Origin of the sequence: Marinobacter goseongensis (assembly GCF_023156235.1) — a bacterium.
In the GTDB taxonomy this organism is placed as follows: Bacteria; Pseudomonadota; Gammaproteobacteria; order Pseudomonadales; family Oleiphilaceae; genus Marinobacter; species Marinobacter goseongensis.
Genome location: NZ_JAKZAI010000003.1, coordinates 234,500 through 254,321 on the forward strand (window position 1 = coordinate 234,500; position 19,822 = coordinate 254,321).

The window sequence follows — 19,822 nt, forward strand, 5'->3', positions numbered from 1 at the left end:
CAAACAGAGCTCAGAAGTTAGTTTAGACTGTCCAGCAACCGCGGCTTTTCGATCACGAAACCCTGGGCATAATCCACACCCAGCTGCCTCAACTGGTCAAGCACGTCGCGGGACTCCACCTGCGAGGCAATCACTTCCCGCTTCATGTAGTGGGCCATATCCACCATGGACTTCACCATCGCGCGGTCCGTATCGTTGATGTCCACCTGGTTGGTGAAGGCGCTGTCGAGCTTGATCATGTCCACCGGCAGGGTACGCATCAACTGGAACGACACCGGTCCGCTGCCAAAGTTGCCCAGACAGAACCGGCAGCCCAGTTCTTTCAGTTCGGTCATGAACCCGGCCAGGCGATCAAGATCGGTGATAGCGGCAGTTTCCGTCAACTCGAACCACAAACGCTCGATGGGCGCATCCTTCTGGCTCAGTTTGTCATAGATGAACTCCAGCAACGACTGGTCGTTGAGCGAATAACCGGACAGGTTCACACAGACACCGCCCAGATGTTCCGGGTCCGGCCCCTTGTCCCGCAGCCAGTCAAGCATATGCCCCACCACCCACCGGTCCACGGCCTGCATGCGGTCATAGCGCTCGGCGGTGCGCACGAAATCGCGGCCGGCGATCAGGTTGCCGGCATCGTCGTACATGCTGATCAGCACCTCGTACTGGGCCGACATTTCGGTGTTGGGATGAAGCGGTATCATTTTCTGGCAGCGCAGCAGCATGCGCTCTTCATCGAGATCTCCGAGACTGGCAACCTTGGCGGCAATCTGCTCCTGGCGAGACTGGTCATCGGCGTCCAGGGTATAGTTCACCACCTTGCCATGCCCCTGCTGTTTGGACGCCTTCATCGCCTGCTCTGAGGCTCTTAGCCAGCGCTCAGCAGTCGCCAGAGCCGGCAGTTCCATGGCCATCCCCGCGCTGGCCGACAGGCGGTAGTGACGTTCCCCGAAGATCAGGTCACAGGCCTCGATATCGTCAATGATGGCCTGTGTTGTTTCGGCGGCGGTCTCTGCGGGTAGCAGCCAGGCAAACTCATTGCCCGCCAGACGCGCCAGCGGCATGCCATCCACCACCCGGGCGCGGAGTATGTCCGCGACCTGACGCAAGGCATCGTCGCCGGCCTGATAGCCGGCCGTATCGTTGAGAAGACGGAACTTGCGCAGGTCCAGTCGCAGCAGCGCCCGCTCATCTTCCCGCTGCGCCAGTTGCTGATCCAGCACCCGCTCGAATTCACGACGCCCCAGCAGGCCGGTCAGCTCGTCGTGGGTCGACGCCCACGACAGCTGGTCATAGACCTTTCGTACCATCCGGTCGAGGCTTTCGTCCACCAATGGACGCTCGTATTGGCTGTCCGGCACCACGATGCCTTTGCGCATCTGACGCGCCAGCGCCTCCAGGTCCAACTCCACCACCCGCATGCCCTGGTGATTCACAAACACGAACCGACTGAATTCGCGGGCAATCCACACCAGCCGGATGTACTGGGGCTCGTCAGGATTGTCCTGATCCCGCAACCAGTCACCGGTGCGCAACTGCTTGGCCCGATGGACCCAGCGCTGCAGGCTTTGCTGCTCACGCTCGGACAGAGTCTTGCTTCTGCTCTCCTCCGAGGCCAGCGCTGGCATGTCCACCATCTCGGCCGGTGTCTCGACACTGCGAACCAGAAACTGCTTTAGCTCATCCCGGATCTGGGATGACGGCATGTGGTTGCTCGAAATGGAGGCCAGGCCATCCTGGATCACCCGCAGCAACTCCGGCAGGTTGACACCCGCTTTCGGGTCATCCGCAAACGCCAGCAGAGAATCCACAACCGACAGATAGTCCTGCCATAACTGACTGTCCTGCCCCTGTCGGATCCACGTCAGCGACAGCAGGTCACGCCAGCCACCCTCCAGCAGACTCAGCAGAGCCCGGGGTACCCGGCGCCCGGCCAGTTTCCGGTTCAACACCTCGGCGACAGCCGCCTTCGACTCCGCTACTTTCTGCGCGCCTTCAGCGGCCGCGGTCACCCGCTCCACATTGCGACGGTACACCAGGTTCTGGCGATCGATCAGGGTGTCCAGCTCCTGCAGAGTACTGTCAAACACCCCGGTGTCCTGTTCAAAATCGGTCGTGATGCGATGAATCAGCTCGTCAATACGGCGCTGTACCACCGGATTGATTCGTCCACCCTTGACCCCTAGCTGGGCCAGACGGTTCATCACACCGCGAACCGGGCTGTTCTGATCATCGAAAAACGTGGGATCCCGCATCACCACCTTCAGCACCGGCACTTCCAGCTGGCGCATCCGGCTCTGGGCATAATCGCTGAGTTTCGGGCTTTCCACCACGCTGCGGAAAAAGCGGTCGACCACGTCCAGAGTGTCCTGCTGTTCGTCATTGAGTGCGTGATCGCCACTGTGTTTGACTCGTTCCACCACCCGCTCACGAAGGCTCGGCTGATCCGGAGCCAGGGCTGCAGTTTCCGCCTGCAGCTGCTGCAGCTCCCGGTGCAATTCACCGGCGGATAGCGGGCGCGCGTTGGGGGCAAACGCCACTGGCTCGGCATCGCCGCGGGCCAGCCGGCTGGCGGTGAGCGTACCAATCAGGTTGCGCACCGTGGCAAACGCGGTCTGGGCTGCCTGGGCGTGACCGCGAAACTCCTGCGGTGCACGACCGGCAAATCCGGGTTTGCGCTCAGGCGCGGTTTGCCGGGCAGGCGGCGCGGACTCCGGGACTGCTACTGCGGCGGATGACGATTGCGCGCTTGTTGTCGCGGGTTTTGGTGCAGGCGCCGGCTTTTCTTCCGCTGCCGCCGGGCGCTCACTGAGGTATTTGCTCAGGTCCAGATCCGGCAACACGCCGTGCCGGATCAGAATATTATTGAGTTCCTGATACAGGGGGCCGAGCTGCTGCAATATGGTCTGCTCAAACACCTTGAGACAGATCTTCTCGACATCGCGACTGGCCTTGAGGTGGTTCAACCCGTTATGAAACGCTTCACAAACCAGGGACGGCCCAAGCGGGTTGTGGTGGCCAGTGGCATTGGCAACCCCCAGCGTGTCGAGCCTAAGCTTCAACTGCAGCAACTCGCCGCGGAACTGGGTGTCCGCTTTGGTGACCATGACCCGGATAGTCAGCCAGTCCTCGAATTCGCCTTTGTCCACCACCGACAGTTCTGAACCGGGAAATCCTTTGGGTGCCGGTTTGAGGGGTGACTCCAGATTCTGCGCCATCTGATGCCAGATCACCCGCTGGCGGGCCTGGAGTTGCCCCGTCGCGTCCATGTAGTCGTTGGCCTGCTGATCACTGACCGCACGCTGTGCCGCCTGTTTCAGGGCCGCCAGCATCTGCACGAAACAGGTGTCCATCAACGGCTCGATAAACTGCACGACTGCCCGCGCCGACTGATGCAGAACGAACTGTACCCGGTCGCTGGGCGCCCGCAGTGCGGACCGCTCCTGATCACGGCTGCCGCCGCATTGCTTGAGCATGGCGTGCACGGCGTCGGGATTGGAACGGGTGAAGTGCACACCCATAGCACCTTCGATACGACGAATCGCACTGACGTGAAGCTCGTGGCGACGATTTCCCTCCGCCGTGCGGAAGCGCACAACAAATTCGTCGGGATGATCGTTGGCAAAAATCCGTTCGAGCTTGCGCGAAGTATCCCCGGAGTAGCGAACAAACAGCCCCTCCGCGCAGAAATCGGCAATCTGGCACGGCCAGGTCTCACCCGAGCCGAGATCCAGCTGGGCGGCGAGCTTGATAGGCTTTCGAGGGCTTGTGCGACGATCTCTGGGGTCCATGAACTACCTGATATCTGGCAAAAACGGGGGAAGGATTCTTCTCTTCCACCGGTGTCCCTGAAGGAGCGGCATCTGCCGCAAACTACTCATCCGGGATCTGTCTGTAATATAGTGAGGAATCCCGTGCTGAGACAGACACACTATAACGTTGTGAACCATGACACAGCTTAGTCAGATCTATACGCTTTTGCTACTGGTAACAGTGCTTCCGGGGTGTACGACCATTGGCTACTACAGTCAGGCCATCAGCGGCCACGTCTCGCTGATGTGGTCGGCGCAACCGGTTGACGACCTGTTGGAAAATCCCGCGACCGACCCGTCTCTGGCGGACAAGCTGGCACTGGCCCGAGACGCCCGCGCGTTTGCGAAAAGCCGCCTGGCGTTGCCAGTAGGCGATGCCTTCACCGAGTTCACCGAGCTGGGGCGCCCCTGGGTGGTGGTGAATCTGGTGGCGGCGCCGGAGTTTTCCCTGACACCGCGTCAGTGGTGCTACCCGGTTGCCGGATGCCAGGCTTACCGCGGTTATTTCAGTCTTGACGATGCGCGCTCTGAGCAGAAAATCCTGAGCACCCGCGGCTACGACACCTTTATTGGCGGTGTCACCGCTTACTCCACGCTGGGCTGGTTCGATGATCCGCTGCATTCCGGTTTTACCAACCTGCCCGATGACCGCATGGTGGCGCTGATGTTCCATGAACTCGCGCACCGGGTGGTGTACGTGGACGAGGACACCGCGTTCAATGAAAGCTTCGCCACGGCGGTGGAGCTGGAGGGCCTGCGGCTATGGCTGGAAGAGAGGGGCGATACGAGCGGATTTGCGGAAGCGCTGGCACGCCTGAAACAGAGGAACGCCACCCTGGTGCTGGTGGAAGACACGGTGACGGCCCTCGAGCGCCTGTACCAGGGCCCGGGCGCGGTGGCTGCAGCCGACATGCGGCAACAGAAACAGGAGCTGATCGCCGACCTGATGGCCCGCTATAATGCGATGGCCGAGAGCTGGGATGAACCCGGGCCTTTCGGCGAGTCCGTAGACACCCTCAACAACGCCAACCTGGCGCTGTTCCGCCAGTACAACCAGTACGTGCCCGGATTCCGCCAGCTGCTGCGGGAGCATGACTACCGCTTTGCCGACTTTTTCGAGCAGGTGCGTACGCTGTCGGCACGGGAGTCCGAGCAGCGTTCGCAGGCACTGCTGCACCTGTCAGAGCGTTTTGACGAACACTTTTGAGTTGCGCTGGGTGTTGTAGGCCGCCAGTTTTGGCCCCGGCAGTTCCTGAACCGTTGAGGGCAGAAAACCGCGCTCACGGAACCAGTGTTCGGTCTGGGTGGTGAGCACGAACAACCGCGCGATGCCCTGGCTGCGCGCCAGCCTCTCCACCATCGCGAGGATGTCATCGCCGCGGCCGGCACGGCGGTAATTGGGGTCGACGGCGAAGCAGGACAATTCACCGGCGCCTTCCTCCGGGTAATGGTAGAGCGCGGCACACCCGACAATGGTGCCGTCGCGCTCCGCTACCACGAAACGGTCGATTTCGGTTTCCAGCATCTCCCGCGAACGACGCACCAGAATGCCCTGCTCTTCGAGCGGCTGGATCAGTTCCAGCACACCGCCAATGTCTTCGGCCCGGGCCTGGCGAATCTGCTCGTAGTGGTCGCCACTGACCAGAGTGCCGGAACCGTCGCGAGTGAACAGCTCCTCCAGCAGGGCGCCGTCATTCACGTAGCTGATGATGTGGGAGCGGCGCACGCCTTTGACACAGGCATCGCAGGCAGCTTTCAACAAGGCGGCATCGTGACCGGTGACCGCGCCTTGCGCCAGCTGCTCGGAGGCCTGCCGCGCAGACAGCTCGCGAATCAGCGAGCCGTCGGCCTCCAGCAGCCCCTGATCGTCGATGAAGATGATCAGTTTCTCGGCCTGCAGGGCAGCCGCCACCTGGCTGCCGACATCCTCGTAAGACAGGTTGAACGTGTCGCCGGTGGGGGAATAGCCCTGGGGCGGCAGCAACACAATGTGCCCCAGCTCCAGCAGCTTTTCGATACCGGCCACATCCACCCGGCGTACCCGCCCGGTGTAACCGAAGTCTACCCCATCGAGAACCCCGACCGGGCGCGCGGTCACGAAGTTACCGCCGCTGACACGAATTCGCGCATTGTGCATCGGCGAGTTCACCAGCCCCATGGACAAGTGGCTTTCCAGATGCGCCCGCAACCCGCCAACGGCCTGCAGTACCAGCGGTAGCTGATCCTCCGGCGTCATTCTCAAGCCACGATGGAACGACGACTCCACCCCGGCACTGTCCAGACGCTCCTGGATCTGCGGGCGCGCTCCGAATACCACCACCAGTCGCACGCCGAGACTGCTCAGCAACGCAATGTCGTGAATGATATTGATGAAGTTGTCGTGGGCTACCGCATCCCCGCCAATGGTCAGCACCACCGTGCGGCCCCGATGGGCGTTGATGTACGGGGATGAATGGCGGAATCCGTGCAGCCAGTCGTTGGATTTCAATCGTCTCTCCTGATGGCCTGGGTGTTACAGGCAGAACTGGTGAATCAATCCCTTGAGGATCCTGACGGTGGGCTCCAGTTGCGACAGCTCCAGGAACTCATCGGGCTGGTGGGCCTGATCGATGGAGCCGGGGCCCATCACCAGGGTTTCCAGACCGAGCTGCTGCAACCACGGTGCCTCCGTGGCAAAGCCCACGGCGTGCGCGGTGTGACCGGTCAGCTTTTCACAGGCACGAACCAGCTCCGCATCCGCCGGCGTCTCGAACGGCGGCACACCATCGAACAGCGGCTCGAACACCAGGTTCAGCTCACGGCGTTCTGCGACCGGCCGGACTTTACTCAGAATGGCCTGGCGCAGGGTTTCCATATTCATGCCCGGCAACGGGCGCAGATCAAAATGCAATTCGCATTGGGCGCAGATCCGGTTCGGGTTGTCACCGCCGTGGATGCAGCCCAGGTTCATGGTCGGCACCTGCACCTCAAAGTTCGGGTTCTGGTATTGCGCCTGCCAGCCCGACCGCAGCGCCAGCAATTCGCCGAGAGCCTCGTGCATGCCCTCCATGGCATTGCGGCCGAGCGCCGGATTCGACGAGTGCCCGGACTGCCCCTCAAACTTCAGCCGCTCCATCATAATGCCCTTGTGCATGCGTACCGGCTTCAGCCCAGTGGGCTCGCCAATCACCGCGTAACGGCCTTTCGGCCGCCCTGCCTCCGCCAGCGCCCGGGCGCCGTTCATCGAGCTCTCTTCGTCGGCGGTGGCCAGAATGATCAGCGGCTGTTGCAGCTTCTGCCCGGCGAACGCCCGGGCCGCTTCGATGGCCAGCGGAAAAAACCCCTTCATGTCGCAGGTGCCCAACCCGTACCAGCGGTTGTCACGCTCGGTAAGAGTGAACGGATCGCTCTGCCAGCGCTTGTCGTCGAAGGGTACGGTGTCGGTGTGCCCCGAAAGCACCAACCCACCGGGGCCGCTGCCCAGAGTGGCAATCAGGTTGTACTTCCCCGGCATGCCGGGCACCGGCATCATCTCAACAGCAAAACCCAGCGGCTCCAGCCACTCGGCGAGAGTGCGCACGACCGCCTCATTGCTGTGATCCCACTCAGGGGTCGCGCTGCTGATGGATGGCAAGGCGATCAGCCGTGTCAGCATGTCGCGAATACCCGGCACAAAACCGGTTTTCAGTGTGGACTCAGACATAGAACAATTCCCTGATCCGGTTGCGGATCAACGGGTCTGGCCGCGCCGCCAGACCTCAAATGACTCAATGGCGCGAATAACAATCGGGTAGGCGACTTCGCCGCCACCCACAATACGGGCAATCTCCAGGGTCTGCTCGTCGACACTGGCCAATCGCCCCTCCACCACATTGCCGTTGGACAAGGTGGCCTTCACCGTGCGCCCTTTCCAGCGGCCGGCTTCGGTCACATCGGCGGGGTACCAGCCGGCCACCTGGCCGTCTTCACCCTCCGGAACCAGAGGTTGAACAGCCTCCCCTGCAACGGTCGACTCGGGGGGCTGAACCGCCCTCAGAAAGACGTCCGGAACGACCTGTTCATTGTACCTGACTGCCAGTGTTGCGGACTGTTCCCCGTCCGGCTCCCGCACCGGCACACCCATAAGCTCTTCGCCGGGCATCAGCGTGAGGGTCAGCTCACCGCCCTCGGTCAGCCATTGCCGATACAGCGCCAGTAACTGTGGGCTGGCCTCGTAACCGCGCGCATTCAGCCCGGAGCGAAACGCCTCCATCACGATTTCGGTCCACTCTTCGGTGGCCACGGCAGATTCGCGGGCGCAGTAGGCGGCGATCCGCCGCATCAGACCACCGTCACGGAGAATAACTCGCATGGGCCCGTCCGCGCCCTGAATCGGCGAATCGGGGTTCAGCACATCAAGGCGGGCTCCGGGCCAGCGGGCTTCCAGGCTGCCAGCCTTATCCGTAGTGATTTCCAGATACAGATCCTCGGGCTGCTGCCGGATCAGGACTTCGCCGCCAATGCCGTTCATCCCCATTCTCACCAGGTCTCCGCTGCCCAGTTGTTGGCGGTGGTCGGGGCCACAGACCGGCGCAAACAGGGTGTCAGCGCCATCAGCACCGTCAGTGACCCAGTTGCGGAACATGCTGGCCTCGACTCGCACGCCCAGCCGCTCTCCCCGCAGGGTCCATGAAGGTGGCAGTGCCGCCGGATCCAGCAGCGTCTTCAACAGATTCACCGGCGAGCCGGCATCAAAGGTTACCCGTCCGGCGCGCAGCGGGCCGGCAAGGCGGAAATCCTGGTAACTGGCGTCGTTAAGCAGCAGACGCCCCTCAATACCCGAGCTGATCGAGCCCCGCTCGATCACGCCCACTTGCTCCATGGCCGCCCGGGTGTCGGCAAGGCGCTGGTCCGCCAGCCACCACACCGATGCTTTGAACAGCACCCAACCGAACAGCAGTATGATGGCCACAAAAGTCAGCAGGCGTTTCATCCATTTATCCTCATGCCGGGCAATACGACCGGATACCCATCAGTTGCGGGAAATCAGTGTCCCCACACCCTCATCGGTGAATATCTCCAGCAGGGTGGCGTGCGCAACCCGGCCGTCGATGATGTGAGACGTGCGCACGCCATTTTCCACCGCACTCAACGCGCAACGGATCTTCGGCAGCATGCCGCCGTGGATGGTGCCATCTTCAATCAGATCGTTGACCTGCTTTGCGGTCAGGCCGGTCAGCACCTTGTCTTCCTTGCTCTTGAGGCCGGACACATTGGTCAGCAGGATCAGCTTTTCGGCTTTCATGGCCTCTGCCACTTTACCCGCCACCAGATCGGCATTGATGTTGTAGGAAGCGCCATCGGGGCCTACGCCGATCGGTGCGATCACCGGAATCACGTTGCTTCGGGTCAGCATGTCGATGACCTCCACATTGACACTGGCCACCTCGCCCACGTGACCGATATCGATGATTTCCGGCCGCTCCAGTTCCGGGGAACGGTCGAACACCTCGAGCTTTCGGGCACGGATCAGGTTGGCATCCTTACCGGTCAGACCCACGGCAGTGCCGCCCTGAGCGTTAATCAGTGACACAATTTCCTTGTTCACCTGACCGCCGAGCACCATCTCCACAATATCCATGGTTTCGCTGTCGGTCACCCGCATGCCGTTGACGAAGCGGGATTTGATGTTCAACCGCTCCAGCAACCCACCAATTTGCGGGCCGCCGCCGTGCACCACGATCGGGTTGATGCCCACCAGCTTCATCAGCACCACGTCGCGGGCGAAACTGCTCTTGAGCTCTTCGTTCTCCATGGCGTTACCGCCGTATTTGATGACCACGGTTTTTCCGGTAAAACGCTGAATGTAGGGCAAGCCCTTACTCAGTACGGACGCCACCTGCATTGCTGTTTCACGATCCAGTGCCATGTTGCTGCCTTCGCCTTTCCAAACGGTCGGTTAACGTAGTGTCAGAGTGCTCTGTCTGTGCTCCGGGCGGCCATCAAAAGCTCACCGCCAGGTCCGGAGCCACTTTCTGTAGCTGGTCACGGAACACCTGTTTGATGCGCTCCAGTGCCTCCTCGGTTTCCGCCTCGAACCTCAGCACCAGCACCGGGGTGGTGTTCGACGCCCGGCACAAGCCCCAGCCGTCGGCATAGTCCACACGAATGCCATCGATGGTGCTGATATTGCCATCGCCGAACACCCCTTCCTTCCCCAGGCGCGCCACCAGCTCGAACTTGGTGTCTTCGGTCACATCCACATTCAGTTCAGGCGTACTGATGTCTTCCGGGAAATCCTCGAACACCTCATCGCTGTGGCGGTCCTCAATGCCCAGAATTTCCAACAGCCGGGCGGCCGAATACAGGCCATCATCGAACCCGTACCAGCGTTCGCCGAAGAAGATGTGGCCGCTCATCTCTCCCGCCAGTAATGCCCCGGTTTCCTTCATCTTCGCCTTCATCAGCGAGTGTCCGGTTTTCCACATGATCGGGCGCCCCCCGGCTTCGGAGATCACCCCCGCCAGGCGGCGGCTACACTTGACGTCGTAGAGCACGTCAGCGCCCGGATTGCGCGAAACCACGTCGCGAGCAAACAGCATCAGCAGGCGGTCGGGCCAGATGATCTTGCCGGTGTTGGTCACGACACCCAGGCGGTCTCCATCGCCATCGAAGGCCAGGCCAATATCCGCTTTTTCCGCCTGAACCCGGGCAATCAGGTCCGCCAGGTTGTCGGGCTTGCCGGGATCCGGATGGTGGTTGGGAAAATCGCCATCCACCTCGCAGTACAGGGGAATTACATCACAGCCGAGCTCTTCCACCAGCATGGGTGCCAGCTCTCCGGCAATACCGTTACCGGCGTCCAGCACCACCTTCAGGGGTGCAGCCACGGCAATATCGCCCACAATACGATCCAGATAGGCGCGCCGGACATCCTCGGACGACTGGGCCCCCTGGCCACTGGCCAGATCTCCGGTCTGGATCCGCTGCAGCAGCTTCTGAATGGCGTCACCGGACAGAGTCTCCCCGCCCAGCATGATTTTCAGGCCGTTGTAGTTGGCCGGGTTGTGACTACCGGTCACCATCACCCCGGAACCGGTCTGCAGTTTGTGAGTGGCAAAATACAGCACCGGCGTGGGTACCGCCCCCACGTGAACCACATTGCAGCCGGTGGACATGATCCCCCGAGCCACGGCGTCCGCGAGATCGGGGCTGGAGTGACGGCCATCGTAGCCGATGCAGATCCTGTCCACACCCCGCTGCGCCGCTTCGCTGCCAATGGCGCGGCCGATGGCATACACAATATCCTCGGACAGGGTTTCACCCACAATGCCCCGTATGTCGTAGGCCCGGAAGATTCCGGCAGGCACGCTGACCGATGGCGGTGTCGCCTCCCGCACTGCCGATGCCGGAGAGGCCTCCCCGAGACTGTCATCCCCGCTGCCACCCCCGCTGCCACCCCCGAAACCCAGAACGTCTTCATCACCGTCGAGCATGTCGATGTCCAGCATGTCCTTTTCCTGGAACAATGGCTCGTCGGTCTCTGCCGGCACCGGCTTTGACGCTCCCTTCGCCGGCCGGGCCGACTCGGAGGCTTTCGCCATCCGCTTATCAACCATCTGGGACAACCGCTGCAGGACCTCGCCGGCGGAAGCCACCATGTCCCACCTGAGCGCGGGCAGCTTCAATCGCTCACCGCCGAATACTTTCTGAGCCCACTGGGTGAGCGCGGTCACATCCTGACGGATACTCCGCTGGGCCGCGCCCAGCAGCATCCACACCACAATCGCCGCAACGAGCACCGGAGCCAGCACCAGAATCAGCGAGAGCATGGCGCTGACCACCGGAGCGGGGGCCGAGGCCGGTTTGTAGCTGATGGACCAGTCCGGGGCGCCGAGCCCGCGCTCCAGCGCGGCACCGCCGCCGGTGCCGTTGCTGACCACCACCCGGGCGCTGCCACCGACTGTTTGCACCAGCGCCAGCTGCCCGCCAAGCTGATCGTTATTCACCGCCAGCAGCGGCCGCAGTTGCGCTGCATCGAACACCACCAGCATGCTGCCGGCCATGGCCTGATTATTCGGATTACGAATAGGTGCGGCCAGCTGGAAATACCACTGGTTGTCGCGGGGAAAGGCGTCGGGGTGCAACGAACGCCCGGATTCGGCCCGCCGGGCCAGGTCGAGACCGGCAAACCCAAGGGTGTCCGAGCCACTGGCACTGCGGGGTATATCACCGTAGGGGAAAAGGTGAACTGCACGCACGCCGGGCAAGGCACCGGCAAGCTCATCCGTAACGGCCTGCCTTTCTTGTGGGCTGGCCAGCGCCTCACGCACGTGACCCTGCGCGGCCAGTCCGGACACCGCGGCCTGCAACAGCGCAACGTGCTGGTTCAGGCGATTGGCCGCGGTGTCGACCTCAACCGCCGCCTGCAACTGCGCACGGCGCGATTCCGCCGGTCCGACGATCAGAAAGTGGATCAGCCCCGCCGCCAGCAAACCGGCCACAAACACCACCGCCGCCTGGGTTCCGGCAACCGAGCCCATGCGTTTCAGGCGTGGACCACTGGCTGCCCTTTTTCTCGGCTTCGATTCAGCCGGCGACGGGTTATCGGATTGGTCGGCCACAGCGTCATCCGGTTTCTTCTTTTTACCCAGCTTCATGAGTCCATCCTGCACTTATAATTTTTTCCGAGGCAACGAGCCATCAGCCAAGTATAGACGCCCGACGCTTTTTCTGCGTTTACAGTCTGTTACCTGATCAACGGGTGCCGGTGGAGCCAAAACCACCGGCACCACGGTCACTGGCGTCAAAGGCATCAACCACTTCAAAATCCGCCTGCACCACCGGCACCAGAACCAATTGCGCCAAACGCTCACCGATGTCGATGGTGAACTCGCTGTGCCCACGATTCCAGCACGACACCATCAGTTCGCCCTGGTAGTCCGAATCGATCAGACCAACCAGATTGCCCAGCACAATGCCGTGCTTGTGGCCCAGACCACTACGGGGCAGGATAACGGCCGCCAGTGAAGGATCGGCGATGTGAATCGACAGGCCGGTTCTGATCAGCTCGGTATCGCCCGGTTTCAGGGTCACCGGCTGCTCCAGGCAGGCCCGCAGATCCAGTCCTGCAGAGCCCTCGGTGGCGTATTCCGGAAACGCGATGGTGTCACCGATTCTGGGGTCTAGGATGCGGACCTGAAGTGTTTTGCGTGTCATGAAAGTTCCTGTCGGTAGGGTTTCAGAGAAATACGGTTCAGGGCAGTTGCCCGGCAATCAGTGCGATCAGCCGGCGGGCGATACCGGTTTTGCTCTCCGGCCCGATGGCCTGCTGGCCACCCGGCCAGAACACGGTGACGGCGTTACGATCACTGTTAAAACCCAACCCGGGCACGGAGACATCGTTGGCAACAATCATGTGCAGCTTCTTGCGTGCCATCTTGTCGCGGGCGTAATGCTCCACATCGGTGGTTTCTGCGGCAAACCCGACCGTGAAAGGCGCATCGTCCCGTGCGGCAATGGTTGCCAGAGTATCCGGGTTGCGCACCAGGGCCAGAGTCATGTCTGTGCCGGTCTTCTTGATCTTGTCACTGGCGCAGGCACCGGGACGGTAATCCGCTACCGCGGCAGTGGCGATGAACAGGTCGCAGCCTTCGTCCACCGCACGACTGGTTTCCATCAGCATCTCCTCAGCGGTCATCACCGGCCGAACCAGCACGCCGGGAGGTGCAGACAGGGTGACCGGCCCGCTGACCAACACCACGTCGGCGCCAGCGGCACGAGCAGCCGCGGCAATGGCATAGCCCATTTTACCGGAGCTGTGATTGCTGATGTAGCGCACCGGGTCAATGGGTTCTCGCGTTGGCCCGGCGGTAATAACAATCCGCTTGCCGGTTAAAATACCGGGGCCAGGCGATGGCGCACCGGCGTCGCCAGTTATCCGCTCGAACAGAACCAGGGGCTCCAGCATCCGGCCCGGGCCGGTATCCCCGCAGGCCTGGGATCCTTCATCCGGCCCCCACAGCCGGATCTGGGAATCCTCAGCCAGTAATTCGATGTTGCGCCGGGTGCGGGCGTTGTTCCACATGGCCTGATTCATTGCCGGAGCCAGCGCGATGGGCGCTTCGGTCGCGCAGCACAGGGTTGTCAGCAGGTCGTCCGCCAGGCCATGAGCCAGGCGGGCAATGAAATCCGCTGTGGCGGGCGCAACCACAACCAGATCTGCCCACTTGGCCAGCTCAATGTGCCCCATCCCCTGCTCAGCCTCGGGATCCAGCAGCGACGTCCTCACCGGCTCTCCGCTCAGGGCCTGAAAGGTCAGCGGCGTGACGAACGCCTCGGCGCCCCGGGTCATCACCACGCGGACCTCGTGCCCGGCCTTTTTCAGCAGACGCACCAGCTCGGCACACTTGTAGGCGGCAATACCGCCGGTGATTCCCAGCAGAATTCGTTGTGGGGCCATACCCGCTCCGTACCCGAATGACATAAAGAAGTCATAAGATACCACGGCTAACGCCTGTGGACAGCCTGCAGCCCGTGATAGACTTTCTGACAGATTTCAGTGGCCTGCGCAGGACGCGCCGACGCCACCCGAACCCTGACCACTGACCACTGACCGCAAGGATGCAACCATGACCACCCCCACCTGGCCCGCCGACGAGCGCCCGCGCGAACGACTGCTGGCCCACGGCGCGGGCAGCCTGTCTGACGCCGAGTTGCTGGCCATTTTCCTGCGCACCGGCACCGCCGGTATGCCGGTGATGGCACTGGCCCGCCACCTGATCGACAACTTCGGTGGCCTGCGCGGCCTGATGACAGCATCGCAACGACAATTCTGTGAGGTCAAAGGCCTCGGCACCGCCAAATACGCCCAGGTTCAGGCTGCCATGGAGATGGCGCAACGGGTGATGGACGAACCCCTGCGCCAGGGCGACCCGCTGCGATCCCCCGGCGACACCCGGCGTTTTCTGTGCAGCCGGCTCGGCACCTACCCACACGAAGTGTTTGCCGGTCTGTTTCTGGACAACCGACACCGGGTCATTCAGTACCGGGAGCTGTTTCGCGGCACGATTGATGGTGCCGCGGTCTACCCCAGGGAGGTGGTGCGTCAGGCATTGGAGTATAATGCAGCGGCGGTCATTTTTGCCCACAACCACCCGTCCGGCGTGGCGGAACCGAGCCAGGCGGACATTTCCCTCACCCGACGCCTGAGCGAGGCCCTGGGATTGGTCGATATCAGGGTTCTTGACCATATGGTTGTCGGCCACGGTGAGGTAATATCCCTGGCTGAACGGGGGTTGATGTAAACTGCGCTGGGCCAGATCCAAAAAACTGGCCAAATTCCCAACAATTTTTTGCGTTGGGGGGCCAGTTCTGGTATAAAAGCGTCCCTTTCTGGCGGCGTCTGGCGAGCAGCTTGCTTTTTCGTGGCGCAAGCAGCGACAACCAGAAGCGCGATTAAACGAATTCGTATATCAAGACCATTGCTCAGGTCGGAGGCAAGTATGTCCAGAGTTTGTCAGGTTACCGGTAAGCGTCCGGTCACCGGTAACAACGTATCCCACGCGATGAACCACACTCGTCGTCGCTTTCTGCCGAATCTGCAGAACCACCGCTTCTGGGTTGAATCAGAGAAGCGTTTCGTGAAGCTGCGCGTATCCACCAAGGGTATGCGCATCATCGATAAAAAAGGCATTGACGCTGTGCTGGCCGATCTTCGTGCCCGCGGCGAGAAATTTTAAGGAGCCGCATCATGCGCGAGAAAATCAAGCTGGTTTCATCAGCAGGTACTGGTCACTTCTACACGACCAACAAGAACAAGCGTAACACCCCGGAAAAAATCGAGATCAAGAAATACGATCCGGTTGTCCGTAAGCACGTTGCGTACAAGGAAGCCAAGATCAAGTAATTGATCCGGCGACCGACAAAAAACCCGGCCTTGTGCCGGGTTTTTTAGTGCCTCAAACCTTTCCCTTTTATCAGAACGTCTCCAGATACCCTTTCGGCAGCGCCACATCCATGGCAATCGGCAGGTGGTCGGACATCGGATAACTCACTACCTCCGAGCGGCGGATCTCCAGACTGGGACTGACCAGGATGTGATCCAGCGCTTTTTCCGGACGCCAACTGGGGAAACTGTGGGCGGTATCCGGCAGCGGAATCAGGTTCGTTTCCTTCAGGGGGGTCTGGGTCAGTAACTCTTCGGCGTGATTGTTCATGTCCCCCATCAGCACCACGTGCTGATAATCGCCGATCAGTTCGCGGATGTAACCCAGCTGGCGCTGCTGCGCCGCCCGGCTCAGCGACAGGTGCATCATCACCAGCACCAGCGGGTCGTCTTCGGAGCCATAGCGGGCAATGATCGCACCCCGCCCGGGGATCAGCCCCGGCAGCTTGTGCTCGGTAACATCCAGCGGCCGATAGCGGCTCAGCAGCCCGTTACTGTGCTGGGCAATCTGCCCGAGGTTGCGGTTGAGCTGTTGATACCAGTAAGGAATGCCCGCCGCCTCAGCCAGGTACTGAACCTGGTTGATGTAGGCACTGCGCAGACTGCCGCCATCGCACTCCTGCAGGGCAATGACATCGTAGTTGCGCAACAACGTGGCAATTCGGTCGAGGTTCTCGATGCGGTTGCGGTGCGGCAGAAAATGCTGCCAGCTGCGGGTCAGATAATGCCGGTAGGACGAGGTATTGATCCCCACCTGGATATTGAACGTCAGCAGCCGGATATGCCGGTGCGCTTCGAACTCGGGCACATGCTCGCTGCCCGAGCTGCAACTGCCCCTGGGCTCTCGGGCAGGGCGCAGGAGCCCGTCCAGCTGCTTGCGAATGTGTCTGTACATAGTGGCCAGCTCACCCGACTGTGACGCGTGTTTACCTGCGCAAGCAGGGTTGTTTACTCGGCAGCGCCCCGCTCCTGTTCGACCAGGTAATCCACCACTTCCAGCGCCGCTTCATGACTGCCAGCCATGGAGGCACTGACCGTATACTTGCCATTAACCAGCATAGTCGGTGTCCCAGTGATGCGCGCACCACGGATTTTGGACTGCGCCTTCTGCATTTTCGCATTCACCCCGAAGCTGTTGTAGGCCTTCAGGAACGCCTCGCCATCGACGTCATGATCGCTGACGAACGCTGCCAGCGCCTCACCGGAGTTCAGTGGCCGGCGATCCCGGGCCAGCGCGTCGAACAGCGCGTCGTGCACCTTGTCCAGCTCACCCATGAACTCCAGCGCGTAAAATGCCCTGGCGTGTGGTTCCCAGGATTGACCGAGCGCTGCCGGAATCTGCACGTAATCGACGTCGTCCGGGATATCCTCTACCCAGGACTCCACCAGCGGCTTGAAGTTGTAACAATGGGGACAGCCATACCAGAACACTTCTGCCACTTCGATGGTTTCGCTGTTGTCGGTACGAACCGGTGAACTGAGCTCCCGGTAATGGGTGCCTTCCTGCCACTCCGCCGCACTGACCTGTCCGGCAATGGCAAAGGCTGCGAGCAAGGTGACAGCAGTACTCAGACTTCTCAACATCGACTATCTCCGTTTTTGAACATTGTTTCTGGACCTGATTATGACCCAGCGTGCGCATAAAGTTCCACCGACCCCAGATTAAAGCGGGGAAAGGCATAAAAAAACCCCGCACCGGGCGGGGTCTTCACGTCGCGACACTGATCCGATGAACTCAGTTCAGGCCGGAGAGGTAGTTGGAAACCGCTTCAATTTCCGAGTCGGTCAGCTTGGCGGCCACGTCCATCATGATGGACGCATTCTGGCCACCGGCACGCTCACCATCGCGGTAAGCCTTCAATTGCTTCTGGATATACTCGGCATTCTGGCCACCCAGTCGCGGATAGCCCGCCGGCTCGTTACCCTTGCCCTGCGGGCTATGACAGCCGGAGCAGGCAGGAACGCCAGACGCCATGTTGCCGCCGCGGTACAACGCCTGACCGGCGTCAACCAGATCCGGATTGGCCTGCTGGACAGTCATGTCCTGCTCGTTGTAATAGGCGGCCAGGTCCTGCAGGTCCTCGTCTGACAGGTTATCCAGAATACCGGTCATTTCGGCGATCTGACGGTCGCCGTTCTTGACTGCCACTAACTGGCGGTACAAGTATTTTTCACCCAGCCCGGTCAGTTTAGGGTAAATCCCCATGATGGGTTTGGCACCGCCTTCGCCGTGACAACTCGCGCACACTGCTGCATTCGCTTTGCCTGCTTCAGGATCTCCCGCCCCGTGCGCCATCGCTGTGAGGCCAACGCCGAGAACAACTCCTGCGATCAGTTTTTTCATGCTCGCTCCGCTTCTCTCATCCAAAGTATTCTTCGTTATGCAGCCGGCAGGCACTGGCCCAGACAGGCACAAAACCGGGGCTGTTCAGCAGCAACGCTCAGCGTGCTGCCCGGAATTGGTGTAGCATTATACATTAATCCCTGATAACTGAAATCCAATAGGAAATCCAACCGCCGTGTCATCCGACCTGACCCCGAAGCCCGTCTCGTTCAACAGCGCCCGCTTTCTGATCAGCGCCTCCAAACTGGAGGAGTGCCCACCGGACACCGGTGCCGAGGTGGCATTCGCCGGGCGCTCCAACGCCGGTAAGTCCAGCGCCATCAATTCGATCACCGCGCACGGCAAGCTGGCAAGAACCAGTAAAACCCCCGGTCGTACCCGGCTGATCAATTTCTTTACGCTGAACCGGGAACATTGCCGCCTGGTGGACCTGCCCGGCTACGGCTACGCCAAGGTCTCCCGGGACATGAAAGACGACTGGCAGAAGCACCTGGGTCATTACCTTAATGATCGCCGCTGCCTGCGCGGCCTTGTGCTGGTGATGGACATCCGCCACCCGCTAACCGATTTCGACCAAATGATGGTGGAATGGTGCGAGCATAACAACCTGCCACTGATGATTCTTGCCACCAAGGCCGACAAGCTGAAGTTTGGTCAGGCCAAAACCGCGATGATGGGGATTGCCAACAAACTGAAAGCCTTCACCTGCGTGCACCACCTGATCATGTTCTCGGCCACGTCCAAGCGCGGCGTCGATGAGTGTCGTGATGCGCTGAACGCGTGGCTTGAGGGAGAGAATACGTCGCCTGCGGCGGAGTAAGCGATAAAAAACCGGCTTGCCATCAGACAAGCCGGCGAAACGTCAGGGTTTGCGACGTGCTAAAACCTGAGAACTCACTCAGGGTGACACCAGGGATGTCCGGATCCCCAGTGTCGGTAGTGAGACACCCGGCCTTTTGAAAAGTTCCCGCCGCTGATCAGTTTTTAATCAGACTCGCTTCGGCGGTTTGCGCTTGAGGCGCAACCGCCGTCTCCGGCAGTTGCGGACGGTACCGCTCCCGCAGGGCCATCACCCGCTCACGGTAAGCGGAAGTCAGGTAAGGCACTTCCAGCGTCAGCACCTGATAAATGCCCTGCTTGAGCTCGGTCAGGGTCAGCGTGGCAGACTCCTCACCGGCATGGGCGGTTTTCAGGAATGCCATCCAGTTGGTGATCACCAGCCAGACATTCAGCGACATGGCCGCCCGTAATTCGTCCGGCTGCGGCTCGATGATTCCGGCTTCCGCCAGTTTCTCGAAAATACGGCTGATGGCATCCAGGCAGCGGTTGGTGAACTCCCGATAGTCCTGCCGCAATCGCCGATCACCATCCAGCAGATACTCCAGATCCCGGTGAAAGAACCGGTAACTCCACAAACCATCAAACACCGATTCCAGATAGAACGTCATGTCCTCGAGGGTGAGCGGCCGGTCTTCGGGGATATCCAGGTAAAAATCCACCAACTTTTCATATTCCAGGAAAATCTCGTAGATGATGTCCGACTTGTTGCGGAAATGGTAATAGAGGTTGCCCGGAGAAATAGCCAGGTGCGCGGCAATGTGATTGGTGGTGACGTTCCGCTCTCCCCGTTCGTTGAAGAGCTCCAGGCTAGATAACAGAATCTTGTCTCTGGTTTTCATAGGTTCGGCGTGGCCTTGTTGTTAAGGACGTCGTTGTATGGCCGGCGGATGGCCTGATCCGCCATCGGGCTTTTCTTGACTCACT

At 60.9% G+C, this 19,822-nt stretch carries 17 protein-coding genes; 5 read left to right on the forward strand and 12 right to left on the reverse strand.

Going from position 1 to position 19,822, the window contains the following annotated elements:
* Nucleotides 1-17 precede the first annotated feature (17 nt).
* Nucleotides 18-3,788, reverse strand: coding sequence for a DUF1631 family protein (locus tag MLC70_RS03000; protein ID WP_248181580.1), 3,771 nt, complete (start codon nt 3,786-3,788; stop codon nt 18-20).
* Nucleotides 3,789-3,945: 157 nt separating this feature from the next.
* Between MLC70_RS03000 and MLC70_RS03005 the strand changes: the two genes are divergently transcribed.
* On the forward strand, nt 3,946-5,016 hold the full coding sequence (locus MLC70_RS03005) for an aminopeptidase (RefSeq protein WP_248181581.1): 1,071 nt from the start codon (nt 3,946-3,948) through the stop codon (nt 5,014-5,016).
* On the opposite strand, the gene argA is transcribed toward MLC70_RS03005, so the two are convergent.
* The 7 genes from argA to coaBC form a co-directional block, all read right to left on the reverse strand.
* Nucleotides 4,990-6,297 (reverse strand): amino-acid N-acetyltransferase, encoded by a 1,308-nt coding sequence (gene argA, locus MLC70_RS03010; protein ID WP_248181582.1) that lies wholly within the window; start codon nt 6,295-6,297, stop codon nt 4,990-4,992. The two genes, MLC70_RS03005 and argA, sit on opposite strands and share 27 nt — an antisense overlap.
* A gap of 24 nt (nt 6,298-6,321) precedes the next feature.
* On the reverse strand, nt 6,322-7,491 hold the full coding sequence (gene argE / locus MLC70_RS03015; protein WP_248181583.1) for an acetylornithine deacetylase: 1,170 nt from the start codon (nt 7,489-7,491) through the stop codon (nt 6,322-6,324).
* A gap of 27 nt (nt 7,492-7,518) precedes the next feature.
* Complete coding sequence (locus MLC70_RS03020; RefSeq protein WP_248181584.1) at nt 7,519-8,760, reverse strand: acetylornithine deacetylase; 1,242 nt, start codon at nt 8,758-8,760, stop codon at nt 7,519-7,521.
* 39 nt (nt 8,761-8,799) lie between these two features.
* Complete coding sequence (gene argB, locus MLC70_RS03025; protein WP_248181585.1) at nt 8,800-9,696, reverse strand: acetylglutamate kinase; 897 nt, start codon at nt 9,694-9,696, stop codon at nt 8,800-8,802.
* A 73-nt stretch (nt 9,697-9,769) separates the two neighbouring features.
* A complete protein-coding gene (locus MLC70_RS18490) occupies nt 9,770-12,427 on the reverse strand; it encodes a phosphomannomutase/phosphoglucomutase (RefSeq protein WP_282448262.1) in 2,658 nt (885 codons plus the stop codon).
* 97 nt (nt 12,428-12,524) lie between these two features.
* On the reverse strand, nt 12,525-12,986 hold the full coding sequence (dut, locus tag MLC70_RS03035) for a dUTP diphosphatase (protein ID WP_248181586.1): 462 nt from the start codon (nt 12,984-12,986) through the stop codon (nt 12,525-12,527).
* Nucleotides 12,987-13,023: 37 nt separating this feature from the next.
* Nucleotides 13,024-14,229: a bifunctional phosphopantothenoylcysteine decarboxylase/phosphopantothenate--cysteine ligase CoaBC gene (gene coaBC / locus MLC70_RS03040; protein WP_248181587.1), complete on the reverse strand. Its 1,206-nt coding sequence runs from the start codon at nt 14,227-14,229 to the stop codon at nt 13,024-13,026.
* 169 nt (nt 14,230-14,398) lie between these two features.
* Between coaBC and radC the strand changes: the two genes are divergently transcribed.
* From radC to rpmG, 3 genes are all read left to right on the forward strand, one after another.
* The gene (gene radC, locus MLC70_RS03045) at nt 14,399-15,073 is read left to right on the forward strand and encodes a RadC family protein (RefSeq protein WP_248181588.1); all 675 of its coding nucleotides are present in this window, start codon (nt 14,399-14,401) and stop codon (nt 15,071-15,073) included.
* A gap of 198 nt (nt 15,074-15,271) precedes the next feature.
* Nucleotides 15,272-15,508 carry a 50S ribosomal protein L28 gene (gene rpmB, locus MLC70_RS03050; RefSeq protein WP_114335425.1) on the forward strand — a complete coding sequence of 79 codons (237 nt, stop codon included), beginning with the start codon at nt 15,272-15,274 and terminating at the stop codon, nt 15,506-15,508.
* A gap of 11 nt (nt 15,509-15,519) precedes the next feature.
* The gene (gene rpmG / locus MLC70_RS03055) at nt 15,520-15,675 is read left to right on the forward strand and encodes a 50S ribosomal protein L33 (protein WP_007153739.1); all 156 of its coding nucleotides are present in this window, start codon (nt 15,520-15,522) and stop codon (nt 15,673-15,675) included.
* Nucleotides 15,676-15,745: 70 nt separating this feature from the next.
* Here rpmG and MLC70_RS03060 read toward each other — a convergent pair whose 3' ends face one another.
* The 3 genes from MLC70_RS03060 to MLC70_RS03070 form a co-directional block, all read right to left on the reverse strand.
* Nucleotides 15,746-16,609: an endonuclease/exonuclease/phosphatase family protein gene (locus MLC70_RS03060; protein WP_248181589.1), complete on the reverse strand. Its 864-nt coding sequence runs from the start codon at nt 16,607-16,609 to the stop codon at nt 15,746-15,748.
* A 53-nt stretch (nt 16,610-16,662) separates the two neighbouring features.
* Nucleotides 16,663-17,298, reverse strand: a complete 636-nt coding sequence (locus MLC70_RS03065; RefSeq protein WP_248181590.1) for a thiol:disulfide interchange protein DsbA/DsbL — start codon at nt 17,296-17,298, stop codon at nt 16,663-16,665.
* Between the two features lie 151 nt (nt 17,299-17,449).
* Nucleotides 17,450-18,058, reverse strand: a complete 609-nt coding sequence (locus MLC70_RS03070; protein WP_248181591.1) for a c-type cytochrome — start codon at nt 18,056-18,058, stop codon at nt 17,450-17,452.
* Between the two features lie 175 nt (nt 18,059-18,233).
* Here MLC70_RS03070 and yihA point away from each other — a divergent pair, with 175 nt between their 5' ends.
* A complete protein-coding gene (gene yihA, locus MLC70_RS03075) occupies nt 18,234-18,878 on the forward strand; it encodes a ribosome biogenesis GTP-binding protein YihA/YsxC (protein ID WP_248181592.1) in 645 nt (214 codons plus the stop codon).
* A gap of 157 nt (nt 18,879-19,035) precedes the next feature.
* Here the strand turns inward: yihA and MLC70_RS03080 are convergent, their stop codons facing one another.
* Nucleotides 19,036-19,737 carry a TetR/AcrR family transcriptional regulator gene (locus MLC70_RS03080; RefSeq protein ID WP_248181593.1) on the reverse strand — a complete coding sequence of 234 codons (702 nt, stop codon included), beginning with the start codon at nt 19,735-19,737 and terminating at the stop codon, nt 19,036-19,038.
* Nucleotides 19,738-19,822 lie beyond the last annotated feature (85 nt).